We start from the raw sequence: 14,627 nt of genomic DNA on the forward strand, positions 1-14,627 counted from the left end.
CACTCAAACGGCGCCGCTTTGGCTAAAACGGCTGCGTTTAACGACAAATTTGAAGCCCGGCTATCCGGCCTCTGCCGGATGTAAATAGAGTGTTTTACTGGATTTTACTGACCAATTCAAAGGTCCGATCGCGCATTGATTTTTTTAAACAGCCTGCATCGGTCTGGCACTGATTACGTTTAGCCAGCCACGCGCGCTGCGCGGCTTTCATGCCCGCCAGAGCCGCCTTGTCACTCGGATCCATCTCTCGTTGTTCTTCAATCTGGATTTTGTAAGCATCGCTAACGCTGCGATCCCAGGCGGCAAGTTCATTATTGGCACAAATCGTCTGCTCAACCGGACTGAGGCTGCCGGCGCAGGCAAAGCCGGGCGTTACTTTGTCGCCCGCCTTCACGCGCTGCAGCACAACATAACTGTTGTCGTCCCAATTCATTACCAGCTTATCTTCAGATAACAGGGCTACCCAGTTTTTCAGCGACTCGCCGTTCGGCCCCAAATAGCCTTTCTGACACGCCACCAGCATGGGGGTAATTTTTTGCGGCCCTAAGGGAGCCAAATTAAAATCCTCTGCCACCGGCGTGACCGGCGCAAAACGACGCTCACCATTGGTTTTCACAATGGCTTCATTCAGCGTCATCGCGGCTTGCGGTTGAAAGGCTGGCTGCTGGCAATCAATGGCAAAGGTTAATTCCCCGTTTATCGCAACGGTATCAAAATGAATTACCCGCCCGACATAGCGCGGGTCGTCTATTTTTGTATCAAAAGAGACGGTTGCAGATTGATCCGTTGAAAGGGATATCACGCGCCAGTCGCCAAAAACAGATGCTGGTGTGTTTGCGGCCCGTGCAAGGTGAACGGTTTGCAGCATTATCATCGCGCAAATCGCTGATAACATCTGCGCTGGGGTTAGTCGATAACGTCCTGTCATTGTTTTTTCATCTTTTTTCAGCCTGGGCTGAGCCAGTAGAAGAGAGGTTAAGCGGGATGGCATCCACTCCGCTTACGCTATTATCAACGATCAGACGCCATCCAGGCTGTGGGCCAGGGTTTCCAGACGGTCATTCATCGATTTTTTCAGACACTGCACATCGGCGTTACAGCTGTTGCGTTGGGTTAACCAGGCTTTTTGCTGGGTTTGCAGCTTCTTCTCCAGTTCCTTATTGCCAACGGTTACCGCTTCTGTGCGCATCGAAGCATAGGAACGGGCGACGCTTTGGTCGAGTGACGCCAGTTCGCGATCGCCGCAAATCGCTTTTTCAGATGCGGACGCGGCTTTCACACAATTAAATGACGGCTGCGGTTTGCTGTTTTTATCAACGGGCTTCAGCTGCAAAACCGTACCGTCGGTCCAGTTCAGTAACAGGCGCTGATTGATGGATGCCAGACTAGCGTTACCGCCTGGGCTGCCATTGGCAAAATGGCCTGTTGCGCAGGTAACGGTTTCCACCTGCGTTTTCGCATTGCCTTCTAACCCCAGATCGTACGCCTTCGCCGCCCCTTTTTCGTCGATTGACTGCGTTGCGGCAATCCATGCGTCAAGGGTGGTGCTGCTCTCTTTAAAGGTTGGTGACTGGCAGTTCGCGCCGCCCGGAAGCGTTGTGCTAATCCCCTGCGCCGTGATGCTCAGAAAACGGCCCACCAGACGATCGTCATTAAACTGATAGTTGAGGGTGCGTTCCGTTTCAGTATTCACAAACGCCTCTTCCACTTGCCATTCACCCTGCAGCGGCGTGTTACTCGCCTGGGCGAAGAAAGGCAGCATAAAAGCAGCGAAAATAGCCGTCGCTTGTAGCAGAACTTTATGATTCGTCATTGATCAATTTATCCCGTAGTCGCCGTTCAAATAAAGGTTCACTTCAAAATTACGACGATTGATTAATCCCGTCACCACTTTATGCTTGCTGGTATTTGCGCGTTTAATCTCCGTCATAGCATCAGAGATATTACCGCCATTAATAAAGTTGAACACATCGTTCAGTCGCCCTCCTGGGTTATAGGCGAAAGAGACCAGTGCATCAAACTCATATTGTCTCAGCGGCACAAAAATACCATTTCTCACTTTATTGACGTACGGTGGAATCGTCGCACGCAGTAAGTTTGTCTCCTGATCTGCCGTCAGGCGGACCAGCGTTGCGTTATCGGCGACAAACTGACTTGCTTTATCGTCCTGCAACCCGGCGGCTTTGCTGATTTTTTCTGCTGTTATCGCATCAACGCCAATTTCAATCATTTTCGCTTTGATAGCTTGCTCCGAACGCCCTTTCATATCATAGCCCGGCCCGAGCGTTACGCCGCTTGCGCCGCCCGGCCAGTGCAGATAGCAACTTACATCGATCCGGGCTTCACGGTGGAAAATAAAGGTCATACCGCTGGCAGAAATACCCATCGCGCCTACCGCCTGGCGACCTGCGCTACCGGAAATCGGCGGCTGCGGTGGGCGGCTGGTCATCGGTTTACCCAGTGCCGCAAGAGTGCGTCGTCCGACAATTCCATCAACATGTAAATTCTGTTTCGCCTGAAATTGTTTAACCGCTATTTCCGTTTTTGGGCCAAAATTACCGTCTTCGCCAACGTTAGCCCCTGCCTTATTCAGAAGCTGCTGGAACTCTTTTACATTTATACCGCGTTCACACTTACGCAGAGCACTCATTCGTTCATCGTCAAAATATTATTTAATATTTATACGCATTCAAACGATACAGCTCTTATTAAGCTGTTGCGTTTGAGAAGCTAATAGCATTTAGTTGCAGGAAACGTGCTATTTAATACATGAGGAAATACCTACCCGTAATACATCGTCTCAAATATGACCAGGCCTGGTCATTAACAGGGTGAGCCCTTACGGGCTCACCGAAGCGATTAAGCTTCTTTGTTTTCTTTGATATTCCAGCCAGCGCTGGTTTCAGCACCTTTACCGCCGGAGGAGGACTGCTCCCAGTACTGCTGTTTAACTTTCGCAGCCTGGAATGCATAGGTCACGCCTACGGTGTCGCCGTTATCAGCGCCGGTGTACTGAACGGAAGTCACCAGTACGTCTTCCAGCGTGATGCGTGCGTATTCAACTTGCTGACCACCTGCTTTGCAAACAGACAGCTCAACCTTGCTCAGGTGTTTGCCGCTGGCGCAATGTTTCAGGATAGCTGTTGTAGACTTATCAATAAGTGCATTTACATGCAGATCGTTGAAATTAACCTTGCCGGCACCGCCGCCACCGCCAACGCTCATATTCCCGGGTTGTGAAGCACCCCAGGAAAAAGATGTGATATCAGTCCAGCCGGTGTGGTTAGAATCTTTCGATTCACCCGTAACTCCATCGACCTTCAGAAACATATCAATAGCCATAATATTTACTCTTCGTTAATGAAAAATATTGCTTTCGAAAAAGCGCGTATATGGCAACGGGTAAGCATGGGGCCGAATAAAACCGTCCATATTTTACCTCTGCCTCTTTACATTCCAAAAAAACGGTTGTTTTGTTGGAAATTCACTTCCCCCGATAACGGGAGAAATAAAACTATGAATATTTTATTACAACGTGATTTATTTTAATTCCCAAAACCAGATCTCCTTACAATAAGGATAGCAGTTCGAATTACAAATAAATGAATTACTGGTTAAGGGTTCAAGGACATCAATGTGCCCTCCGCCGTAGCCATCAATTTTATTAAAAAAAACCACGCCGCGACGTTTCAGTAGCGCTTTTCCGCCTTCTTGTTTATCTGTATATATCTCTGCGTTACCGAAAACATGCGATTTGTTGAGTTCGTCAGCCAGTAATTTGGCACCCATCTCGAACTTCTTTCCTTTAAATTCTCCGCTTTTAATCGTAAAGCGCCCGGAAAATTCAACATTACATTTCAATAAAGCAAGACTCATACGAACTGCACAAGTATTTTCATACTGTTTACTCTGACGTTGCAGAGCAGCAAAATCGTAGCCTATTTCTGAAAATAAGGTATAAGAATCGACATATCCAGCTCGAGAATCATTTGAGGTATAGTGCTGCCTTTTTAATTGCTCATACAACGGTTTCATTTCTCACTCCTTTTTTGACAGGGGTGGTTCTCAGCCATAGATCTTACAATATAGTCAGCAGCAGATAGCTTTTCCCTTTGCTCAGGTTGCATTCTCAAAAGTCTGGCATAAACAACTTCATGGGCAGACCCTGGAAGAAATTTTTTATAACCACACCATTCTTTTCCTTCCGTTGCATCAAGGACCCCGACAAAATACATGTCGGCCTTAATGCGTTCACGCTCGTTTTCTTTATTGTTCCATGCAGCAAAAAAACGTTCAGCTGTGAGATTAACGTCGTGCCCCGTTAAGAGTTGCGGATCCCGAGGAAAAACAGAGGTGTCATCTTCAGGTAATGATTGCGCACTGGGGTAATGATAAATTTTACTCTCAGCTTGAGCTACAACCGCTAACATCAGCAATCCGCTTGCAAGTGCAACACGCATTTTCATAACATATCCTTCTGTTTCCGAAAGGGTCAACAGACCGTAAGCGCCCTGCGCTTACGATCATTTGCATTTACGCCTCTTTAGTTTTCAGCGACGGCAGTTTTGAAACCAGACGCAGAGAAACCGTAAGACCTTCCAGCTGATAGTGCGGACGCAGGAAGAATTTCGCCGCGTAGTAGCCAGGGTTATCTTCGATCTCCTGCACCTGCACCTCTGCGGCGGCCAGCGGTTTACGCGCTTTGGTCTCCTGCGAGGAGTTTGCCGGATCGCCATCGACGTAGTTCATCACCCAGTCGTTCAGCCAGCGTTCCATCTCGTCACGCTCGCGGAAGGAGCCGATTTTGTCGCGCACAATACACTTCAGGTAGTGTGCGAAGCGGCAGCAGGCGAACAGGTACGGCAGACGGGAAGCCAGACGCGCGTTGGCGGTGGCATCGGCGTCGTGATACTCCATTGGTTTTTGCAGCGACTGCGCGCCGATAAAGGCGGCAAAGTCGGAGTTTTTGCGGTGGATCAGCGGCATAAAGCCGTTTTTCGCCAGTTCCGCTTCACGACGATCGCTGATGGCGATTTCCGTCGGGCACTTCATGTCGACGCCGCCGTCATCGCTCGGGAAGGTATGGCACGGCAGGTTTTCTACCGCACCACCGGATTCGACACCGCGAATCGACGTACACCAGCCGTACTCTTTAAAGGAACGGTTGATGTTGGTCGCCATCGCATAGGCGGCGTTGGCCCACGAGTAATTGTTGTGATTCGCGCCGTCGGTCTCCTCTTCAAAATCAAAGCTGTCCACCGGGTTGGTACGAATACCGTACGGCAGACGGGAGAGGAAGCGCGGCATCACCAGGCCAAGATAACGGGCATCTTCCGATTCACGCAGGGAGCGCCATGCAGCGTATTCGGTGTTCTGGAAGATCTTGGTCAGATCGCGCGGATTCGCCAGCTCTTGCCAGGACTCCATCTGCATTACGCTTGGCGCGGTGCCGGTAATAAACGGACAGTGCGCCGCCGCGCCGATGCGCGCCATTTCGCCCAGCAGCTCAACATCCTGCGGGCTGTGGTCGAAGTAGTAATCGCCCACCAGGCAGCCAAAGGGTTCGCCACCGAACTGGCCATACTCTTCTTCGTAGATTTTCTTAAACAGCGGGCTCTGATCCCAGCCAACGCCTTTATAGCGTTTCAGGTTACGGCCCAGTTCCTGCTTGGAGATGCTCATAAAGCGAATTTTCAGCATCTCGTCGGTTTCGGTGTTATTCACCAGATGGCTTAAGCCGCGCCATGCGCTTTCCAGTTTCTGGAAATCTTCATGGTGAATGATCTGGTTAATCTGCTGGGAGAGCTTTTCATCGATACCGGCAATCAGATTCTGAATGGTGCGGTAGGTATCGTTAGAGAAAGTGACGGTATTTTCCAGCGCCTGTTGCGCCAGGGTTTTTACCGCGCTTTCTACCGCCGAGCGCGCCTGGTCGGTTTTCGGGCGAAACTCTTTACTGAGCAGCGCGCTGAATTCGTCCTGGCTAAAGGCCTGTGCGCCCTGCTGCAGTTCTTGTTGTTGAGAAGGATTGCTCATGGGTTACTCCTCTTTACCTTGCGCGCTGTCTTCACTGTTCGGTAGCTGGCTGAGAGATTTCAGCAGTGTTGGGTCTTGCAACACTTTGGCAATCAGCTCTTCTGCGCCGTTTTTACCGTCCATATAGGTCAGCAGATTGGAGAGTTGGGTACGCGCTTCCAGCAGTTTGTTCAGCGGCTCAACTTTGCGGGCGACGGCGTCGGGCAAGAAGTCGTCCATGCTGTCGAAGGTCAAATCGACGTTAAGACGGCCTTCACCGGTCAGGGTGTTATCGACGTTGAACGCCACGCGCGGTTTCAGCGCTTTCATCCGCTCATCGAAGTTATCGACGTCGATTTCAAGGAATTTACGCTCCTCAATCGAGGGCAAATTCTCCACCGGTTTCCCTACCAGATCCGCCATGACGCCCATTACAAACGGAAGCTGGATTTTACGCTCCGCGCCGTACACTTCCACGTCGTACTCAATCTGTACGCGAGGCGCACGGTTGCGCGCGATAAATTTTTGACCACTGTTACTTATTGCCATGTTGTTCTCCAACGAATATGCGCGGTGAAGGTTTGACGGCAGGCAACGCGCCTGCCCTCATAACTCGTTACGCGTCAGTCCTGACGCCCAAAGATGTTTTGCAGTTGATTCACGCCATCGGGCGCCAGATCGCGAATGATCTCCATAAAGTCCAGTTCGATTAACCGCTGCACGCGGTCAATCATCAACGGCGCGGGGTGGCTCGGCTCATGCTGGGTAAAGTACTGTTTCACCTTTTCCAGCATCAGTTGCGCATCGGCGCGGGTGGTAACCTGCGCGGTTCGCCAGTCCATATGCGCCGCCAGCGGTGTCGCCACTGGCGCAGGCGAAGCGTTATCCGCGTGGGTTTTGGTTTCTGGCTCCGGCTGTTGCTCCTCCTGACGAGAAGCGCGGCTGACGCCAGCAATTAAGCCAACGGTTTTCAGTAGCTGTTCCATTTCTGGCACCCCGCTTTCACCCAGTTGTTCGAGCAACCATGAACGGATAGTGTGCAAACGCCCTTCAATCTGCCCTATCGCCTCAATGCCGGGCTGACCGCCACGCGTCAGTTCATCAATCAGACGCACCCGTCCGCCGGGATAGCCTGCACACTCGGTTTTGCTGCCGTCGAGCAGCGCCTGCGCATCCCGTACGCTGAGCTCATCGCCGTTGCTGCGCAGCAGCGTCGCCTGGCGCAATGTCGAGGTCAGCGACGATTTGTCGCTTAATCCCGCCAGCGCGTTAATACGATAAAACGGGTCAAACTCGCCGCCGTCCGTGAGCGAAGGCCAGAGCTGTTCCCAGTAAAGCGCCAGCGCCTGGCCTAACAACATCAAACCATCAGCATAGCCTTCCAGGCCGCGACGTCGAGTCCACGCATGGGTTAAGGCCATCATCACGCGGATATCTTTAGTGCGCGCCAGCAGCCCGGTGGCCAGTTTTTCTACCCGTGTCCAGTCGGCGGGTTCCGCCGGAATAATCGTGCTGCCGAACTGCTGCTCGGCTTTGCCGAGGCTGGCCTGCTCCATGGCCTGGAACTCGGCGTCGTATTCGAGGTTTTCACCACAAGGCTGCTCCGGGCTGACCGGAGCGAGTAACGATTCAATAGTCATCCGCAACCTGCTTATTCTTCAAACATCGGTGGATAAAGGCCGTGGCGACCGGGTCTTGCGCCCCCCGCCGGGTCAAACAGCAGCGTAAAGAGCTGACCGGTAAAGTTACCGCTGTGCACATGGGTGTAGAGCGGGTAGCCGTCGCTGCGGTTGGTCCACCAGAAACTGATTTGGCGCAGCGGATCAAAACACTCCGCCGCCTGCCGCCAGCCGATGGTCGATTCGCCATCGCCTTCATAGCCAATTACCTCCAGAATTTCCGAGCGCGCCTGCGGCTCCACCAGCTGCACCGGCGGAATCGACAGCAGCGCCTGATCCAGCTGTTCGGCGGAAAAACCGTTGCGAATGGCATGCAACATGGTGCGCCCCAGTTGCTCGTACCAGTCGCCCGCCTGCGCCAGGTGACGCGGCGTCCACTCCAGCGGGTTGATGGCCATCAGCGCACACAGGGGATACTGCCGCCCGACGCTGTCGCGCCCCGGTAGCAGGCAGCCCATCTGTACCTGCTGGCTGCCGAGCATTGGCGGTACGACAAAATTCCAGATCGGCGCATTGCCGAACTGTCGGTCGCTGGCTCGCTGCTCTTCTTTCTGCCAGTTCATCAAGCCCACCTGAAACCAGTGGGACCATTGACGCTGCAGAGCGTCGGGAAAGCGGCGCTGCAGAAAGTCGCCCGCACTGGGCATTTTTCCATACCAGCTAATAGCAGAAGTCATAGTCATTAGGCGTTCCTTTGCAGTTCAAGGACATGCGAAACGGGGAAGCTGGAACGGGTTGCGGATGCTGTTGGGGGCAAACTCCAGCGTGACCTGATTTCCGTCAACCGTAAATGTCGCCTGGCGGCTCAGGCTGCTGCTGCCAGGACTTACGCGCGCTTTATCAAAGAAACGGTTCAGTGCCCATGCGCCGTTGGTCACCAGGGTTGCCGTCGTGCCGTTGGCCAGCCCTAACTGCATCCGCACCTGATTGGTGCCGCCGGACCCGGGCCAGTTGACGATTTGTACCGCCTGCGGGCCGTGGCTGTAGCGCAGGATTTGCCCGTCTACATCCAGCGTCATATTCAGGATAGTGTTATCCATGCGCACCGTGCGCACCGTAGTACGAAATGATGGCGTCGCGCTGCCGTTAGCAAAGAACGCATCGCGAATAGACTGCGCCTGCTGGAACGGCACCAGCACCCCTTCGCTGCCCGGCAAGGTTTTACCGTCGATGCCCGGCATAAAGCGCCAGGTCGCCTGGGTGGTATCGACTTTATTAGTCAGGTTGTCGCGAAAGAAGACATCCATCAGGCCGGTACCCGGCGCGAACATGCGTGCTAAGTCGTCCGGGGTGACTTCACTGCTCGCGGTTCGCACCAGCGGATAACGTCCGGCGATGGCCTGACGGCAAAAGCTGCCCACTTCAACGCTGATACGCTTTCGTACGTTTTCCAGATCCCGGCGCTGGGTATCGCTGCTGGCTCCCACCGCCATATTGCTGAACATGGTTTGCAGCCCGCCCGGCAGTCGTCCGGCGCTGGCCTGTAAACGGCTGATGGCTTCCCCGCCCGGCGGCGGCATACCGCTGTTAGCGGCATCCTGCACGGCGGTCAGATAGCGATACAGCTCATCCACCTGTTTTAAGAAGTCGTCAAAAACAATGGTCTTGCCGCCCTTTTCCAGCGGCTGGGCCAGTTCGATAATCGGCGCGAAATGTTCGGTCACGCGCTGTTCCGGCGTCTGGCTGGCCGCCGCGTTAGTGGCCGCCGCCGCGCCATCCCGATTACTGAACAAACTTTCGAGCATTTGCGTGCCGCGATTACCGCTCTCCTGCACTTTCTCTTTATCATCGCCCGCCTCATCACGGCTCAGTTTGAGCTGCTGACTGAGGTTAATCACCAGCCGACGCAGCGGCGAGTTATTGCTGGAGAGCAGACGCGCAGTGTTGATGCGCTGATTGAGATCGGCGCTGTTATTCAACTGAATATCGCTTAAGAAGCTATCCCAGAGGGTGATAAAGTCCCGTGCGTAGAGCTGGCGGACGGCGTTATCCGTTTGCTGCTTATCTTCAGGTGCCGTATTCGAGCCGAGTACCCATACATCATCTTCATGCAGCGAGGCGGTAACCGGCGCGATTTGCGCATTAAAACTGTTCCAGTAACCGTCCGGGGTATAAAGCCCCGGCAGCCCTTCGCCGACCGGCTTGCCGCTTTTGCGGGAAAAGACCAGTTCGCTCTGCGGGCCGCCTAAGGAGGCCAGCGACACGGATTTGAGATTCTCATCCCGCTCCAGCAGGCGTTTCAACCGTCCGTAAACCCGCGCGGAGAGCGGTTGCTGATTGATTAACCCCTGTTCCCGGCTAATCAGCGCCTCGTCTTTCGCGTACGGCGAGGATTGAATTTGCGGCTCCAGCAGCTGCGTCAGGTGCCACTCCAGCTGGTTTAACTGCGCTTTGGTGATGTTCTGCGGCAGGTTGCGCTCCAGATTGAGCATTACCCACGAGTGCAGGAACTTACCGTCGTAATGTTTCGGCTGATACAGCATCTGATAGGCTTTGAGGGCTTCGTAGCTGTACTCCACATCGCTGCCGTTATCGTTACGCAGCCAGGTGGTGATGCGCATCGCCACTTCCGGCAACAGCATCTGCTGCAGCGCTTTCTGGTACAGGGTTTGCGACGCGTCGGCGACATCGTTACCGCGATAGAGCCCCATACGGCGGGTGATCGGCGGGTGGTTGATGTCAAACTTCTCGCTTTCCGGCAGATCCGCAAGGCCATTGAGCAGTGGCAGCAGCGCGAACAGATCGCCCTGTTGACGGTTGCGCAGGGCTTTAACCTGCTGATCGAGGGCCGGAACTTTAGCCTGCACTTCGTCGAGATAATCACGGTTATTGCCGTAGCTGACATACCAAAGTGCGCTGACGATAATCAGCAGCGCCAGCAGAGCGGCATAGCCCGCCCACATCACCGCCCGGCTGCGCAGTTCCCACCAGCGGTTTTGCCCGGCAATGCCCGCTTCCTGGAAGATGACGTTTTGCAGCAGATGCTTGATAAAGAAGCTCTGCCCTTTACCGCCCGGCACCGGCTCCTCTTTACTGACGGAATCCCAGCTCTCGCCGGATTTCCCCTGCGGCAGCGACAGCGCGCGGTTCAGTTCACCCATTACCCGGTCAAAGGGCAAGCCTTCCTGGGTACCGCTGGCAAAGTAGATACCGCGCGGCGAGAACTCGGTTTCGAAGTTAGAGCGGGCAAAGATGGTATTCAGATAGTCCGCGAGCAGCGGGCGCAGCGCGGCGAACTCCTGCGGGAACAAGAAACATTCCGCCCGCGCTTGTGCGTCGCTTTCACGCAGCAGGGTATCCGGCAGCGCGGCATCCAGCCGCTGTTGCAGCAGCGCGAACTCTTGCAGGAAGCTGCCCTGCAGGTCGAAATCCGCCAGTTTGGCCTTTTCCCACGGGAAGGTGAAACCCCAGATTTGATCGCGCTGGGCTTTATCAAACCCGGCAAAGTAGGCGCGAAAACCTTTCAGCAAGTCCGCTTTGGTCACCAGCACATACACCGGGAAGCGAATGCCGAGTTGCTCATGCAGTTCCGTTAACCGCTGGCGCAGGTTGAGAGCCTGTTCCCGCGACGCTTCCGCCGACTGGCTAAGCAGATCGGCAATGCTGACGGTCACGATCACGCCGTTGATCGGTTGACGGCGGCGGTATTTTTGCAGCAGGCCAAGGAATTTCAGCCACTCGCTGGCATCCTGCGCCTGTTCACTCTCGTGGGTGGTGTAACGCCCGGCGGTATCCAGCAAGACGGCTTCGTTCGTAAACCACCAGTCGCAGTTGCGCGTACCGCCAATCCCGCGCAGCGCGGTTTTACCGAAACGATCCGCCAGCGGGAATTGCAGGCCAGAGTTCACCAGCGCAGTGGTTTTACCGGAACCAGGCGCGCCGATAATCACATACCACGGCAGCTGATAGAGATATTGCGTGCTGAAGCGCTGCGCCCACTGACCGCGCTGGCCGGGCTGATTGAAGTGCGCTTTTTTCAGTACCTGCGCCGCTTCTTCGAAACGCTCGTTGAGGATCTGATCTTCGCTGTTCAGCCGTTTGCGTTCAGTGGGATCTTTCGCCTCTTCGCTTTTCAGGTTGTCCATCAGCTTACGGTTGAGCCACGCGTTATACAGGCGCGGCACAATGTGGCTGTGAACCCAAATCAGGTACATCACCGCAATGGTAATCATGCGGTTTTGCTCAGATTCAAGGGGTCGTGAATCGACGACGGAGAGCAGCGGGCCTATCATCCAGATAACAGCAGCCAGCCCCGTTACGCCAAGGAAACCCCACAAAATGCGGTTGGTCAGCAATGAAAGCAACATGTTCATCCTTTAGTTTCCTTGCGGCAGTCCGTTTAGCTCGGCCGCCGTATTTTCCGGCGACACCAGCAACGTAATCTCTACGCGGCGATTACGGGCGCGGTTTTCAGCGCTGTTATTGGGTGCGATAGGATCCATCTCCCCGCGCCCTTCCGCTTTCACCCTTGATGGCTGCGACAGGTGTTTTTGCAGCAGCGACTGCACCGAGCGCGCACGCTCCAGCGACAGTTCGTAGTTGGAGGCGAAACGCGCGCTGCGAATCGGCACGTTGTCACTAAAGCCGACGACGAGAATTTTGCCGCTGACGTTATTCATTGCTTGGGCGATGCGGTCGATCACCGGTTCATAGCTTTCACGCGCCACCGTCGATCCGGAAGCAAACAGGCCATCCCCTTTTAAGGTGACCACGCTGCGATCGGCTTCATCACGTACCGCCACCAGGCCAGCTTTAATTTCCGGGCGCAAAAACGCGCGCAGATTCAGTACCGGCTGAACGTTTTGTACCGGCTGCTCAATAGAGGCTTCCGGCAATTGCGTCTGGTAAATTTTCGCCAGCACCGGGTTGGTGTTATCACCCAGGCGCCAGTTGAGGACGATATAGAACAGACAGGCAAGGAAACCCGCCAGCCCGACGCAGGCCCATAATGGAATCACCGGCCGCCACAGTTTGCGCAGTACCGGCTGATCTTCCGGGTGCGGCGACAGCGGAGGTGGGTAGTTGCCCCGTACGCCACGGATCATCTGCCACAAGCGCTGCTTGATGGTTTCCAGTTGAGTACGACCGTTGTCCATTACCCGGTAACGGCCTTCAAAACCGAGCAGCAGACAGAAGTTAATCAGCTCCAGCAAAGCGATGTGCTCGCGCGGGTTTTGCGATAACCGCGCCAGCAGCTGGAAAAATTTCTCGCCGCCCCAGGTTTCGTTATGAAACGTCACCAGCAGGCCGCTGCCGGACCAGACGCCACGGCTGCCCCACGGCGTCAGGGCCGCGGCTTCATCCAGCGCCGTACAGAGGCAATAACGGGCACCGACAATCACTTCATAGGCCAGCCCGGATTGCTGACAGCGCACTTCAAAACGACGAATTTCATCAATCAGGTGCTGGCGCAAGCCGCTCTGATCGTCATGGGAGACGGAATAGCGGATTTGCGGTATCGCATTCAGCAGCGGGTTGGCGGCTGCGACCAAAGGATTATTCCCGCTTGCTCCTGCCAGAGCGGCATCGCTGCCCGAGGCGTGTTGTTCCTGCATATTGTGCGCTCGCTGTATTATTCGGTCGGGCTACGGATGGCCCAAAATTCCATATCAAGACCCGGGAACTCACCGGCCAGATGCAGCGCGAAAGCGCCCGATTTCTCCATTTCGTTCCACAGCTCACCGCCCTTTTCCAGTTCAAAATAGTTGTAACCGGCATGCCAAGGAATTTGCGGCGGCGCGACCGGCATGGCGCGCAGCATCATACCCGGCAGCTGGAGCTGCACCAGGTCGCGGATTTTGGTCACCGGCGCGACTTTCATCTGTGCCGGGAAATGGGTTTGCAGGATCTCGCCGGGCACGCTGGCTTTGACCGCCAGCACAAAGCCAAACTCGCGCGCCATCGTGGTGGACGGCAAGGTGGCAATGTTCAACCCGTGGGTACGCTCGGTGAGCGGCAGCTGAATGGCGTGTTCTTCCATCACCATTGATAATCCCTGGCGCAGTTTCAATTGCAGCTCGCGAAAGCAGCCCGCCAGATTGTCATGGTCATAGACCGGCAGCGTCTCTTCCGGCGTGCGCGAGGCCGTCCATGTGGTCAGCTCGGTGGCAAATGCCAGCCAGCTGCGCCAAAGTTCTTCCGGGTGGATTGTAGGCAAGGTCAGTAGATGCGTAACCTGCCCAATATGGTGGTTAATCAGCGCCAGCAGCGAAAATTCCACCATTTCGGAGGTATTAAAACGCCCCGGCTGGCGTAAACGCTGACCAATCTGCAGGCTGCGTTGACACAGCAGGCCATGCAAATCTTTGATGATCTTTGAGAGGATGACGTTGTTGACTGCATTCAGCATCGGCGGAATGTATTCGGCATCAATACGCACCTGGTTATCGTTACGTTTTTCGATAACGTGGGTGACGCCAATGGCGACCCACTCGGCGGTGAGATCTTTTTCCAGCATCAGCTTCAGGCGCAAGCGGCCGAACTGCACCGCCGCCGGTCCGACGGAAATGGCGTTATCGTCATCGACTTCACTTTCCCAGGTGACGTAACGCGCCAGCGAATCTTTTTCCTCGCTGAAAATCACTTCATCACGGCCGCCGCGACGGGCAGGGAGCGCCAGCACCACGCGCTCGTTGCTGACGTTGTTGGCAATCGCCAGCGGTGTCGGTGCCTGGCGGGCATCGTGGAAAGAGAAAAAGGTGCCATCGGGCAGTAAACCACTGGCATAGCTCAAGGCAATGCAGCCCTGGCGCAGCATGGCTTCATCCAGTTCGATATCAAGGTAGCCCCACAGATAGGGGCGCTGCAGTGTTCCCCACTCACGAATATGGTGTTGCAGATAGCTTTCCGCACGCTGAAAGTGATGTGGACGCAAAAACATCCCTTCGGTCCACACGACCTTTTCTGCTTTGTTCATACGGTTTTCCTGTTATG

13 protein-coding genes are annotated in these 14,627 nt (G+C 54.7%); all 13 read right to left on the reverse strand.

Annotation, left to right across the window (positions count from 1 at the left end):
* Positions 1-94: 94 nt before the first annotated feature.
* The 13 genes from RW65_RS09860 to tssK all read right to left on the reverse strand — a co-directional run bounded on the left by RW65_RS09860 (position 95) and on the right by tssK (position 14,610).
* Positions 95-928, reverse strand: coding sequence for a lysozyme inhibitor LprI family protein (locus tag RW65_RS09860; RefSeq protein WP_197058882.1), 834 nt, complete (start codon positions 926-928; stop codon positions 95-97).
* A 90-nt stretch (positions 929-1,018) separates the two neighbouring features.
* Complete coding sequence (locus RW65_RS09865) at positions 1,019-1,813, reverse strand: lysozyme inhibitor LprI family protein (protein WP_082022432.1); 795 nt, start codon at positions 1,811-1,813, stop codon at positions 1,019-1,021.
* 3 nt (positions 1,814-1,816) lie between these two features.
* Positions 1,817-2,650, reverse strand: coding sequence for a peptidoglycan-binding protein (locus RW65_RS09870; protein ID WP_039056554.1), 834 nt, complete (start codon positions 2,648-2,650; stop codon positions 1,817-1,819).
* Positions 2,651-2,859: 209 nt separating this feature from the next.
* A complete protein-coding gene (locus tag RW65_RS09875) occupies positions 2,860-3,342 on the reverse strand; it encodes an Hcp family type VI secretion system effector (protein ID WP_039056555.1) in 483 nt (160 codons plus the stop codon).
* 198 nt (positions 3,343-3,540) lie between these two features.
* Positions 3,541-4,035, reverse strand: a complete 495-nt coding sequence (locus RW65_RS09880; RefSeq protein WP_039056556.1) for a T6SS effector amidase Tae4 family protein — start codon at positions 4,033-4,035, stop codon at positions 3,541-3,543.
* Complete coding sequence (locus tag RW65_RS09885) at positions 4,032-4,466, reverse strand: Rap1a/Tai family immunity protein (protein WP_039056557.1); 435 nt, start codon at positions 4,464-4,466, stop codon at positions 4,032-4,034. Before RW65_RS09885 ends, RW65_RS09880 begins: the two co-directional genes overlap by 4 nt.
* Positions 4,467-4,533: 67 nt before the next feature.
* Entirely contained in the window at positions 4,534-6,036 is a 1,503-nt protein-coding gene (tssC, locus tag RW65_RS09890; RefSeq protein WP_039056558.1) for a type VI secretion system contractile sheath large subunit, read from the reverse strand.
* 3 nt (positions 6,037-6,039) lie between these two features.
* The gene (gene tssB / locus RW65_RS09895; protein ID WP_039056559.1) at positions 6,040-6,564 is read right to left on the reverse strand and encodes a type VI secretion system contractile sheath small subunit; all 525 of its coding nucleotides are present in this window, start codon (positions 6,562-6,564) and stop codon (positions 6,040-6,042) included.
* A 74-nt stretch (positions 6,565-6,638) separates the two neighbouring features.
* Complete coding sequence (gene tssA, locus RW65_RS09900) at positions 6,639-7,655, reverse strand: type VI secretion system protein TssA (protein WP_039056560.1); 1,017 nt, start codon at positions 7,653-7,655, stop codon at positions 6,639-6,641.
* An 11-nt stretch (positions 7,656-7,666) separates the two neighbouring features.
* Positions 7,667-8,377, reverse strand: a complete 711-nt coding sequence (gene tagF, locus RW65_RS09905; protein WP_039056561.1) for a type VI secretion system-associated protein TagF — start codon at positions 8,375-8,377, stop codon at positions 7,667-7,669.
* An 18-nt stretch (positions 8,378-8,395) separates the two neighbouring features.
* Positions 8,396-12,007, reverse strand: a complete 3,612-nt coding sequence (gene tssM / locus RW65_RS09910; RefSeq protein WP_039056562.1) for a type VI secretion system membrane subunit TssM — start codon at positions 12,005-12,007, stop codon at positions 8,396-8,398.
* A 3-nt stretch (positions 12,008-12,010) separates the two neighbouring features.
* Positions 12,011-13,249: a DotU family type VI secretion system protein gene (locus RW65_RS09915; RefSeq protein ID WP_039056563.1), complete on the reverse strand. Its 1,239-nt coding sequence runs from the start codon at positions 13,247-13,249 to the stop codon at positions 12,011-12,013.
* Positions 13,250-13,266: 17 nt separating this feature from the next.
* Positions 13,267-14,610, reverse strand: a complete 1,344-nt coding sequence (tssK, locus tag RW65_RS09920; protein WP_039056564.1) for a type VI secretion system baseplate subunit TssK — start codon at positions 14,608-14,610, stop codon at positions 13,267-13,269.
* Positions 14,611-14,627 lie beyond the last annotated feature (17 nt).

Source organism: Enterobacter sp. Bisph1, from assembly GCF_000814905.1.
Taxonomy (GTDB): Bacteria; Pseudomonadota; Gammaproteobacteria; order Enterobacterales; family Enterobacteriaceae; genus Kosakonia.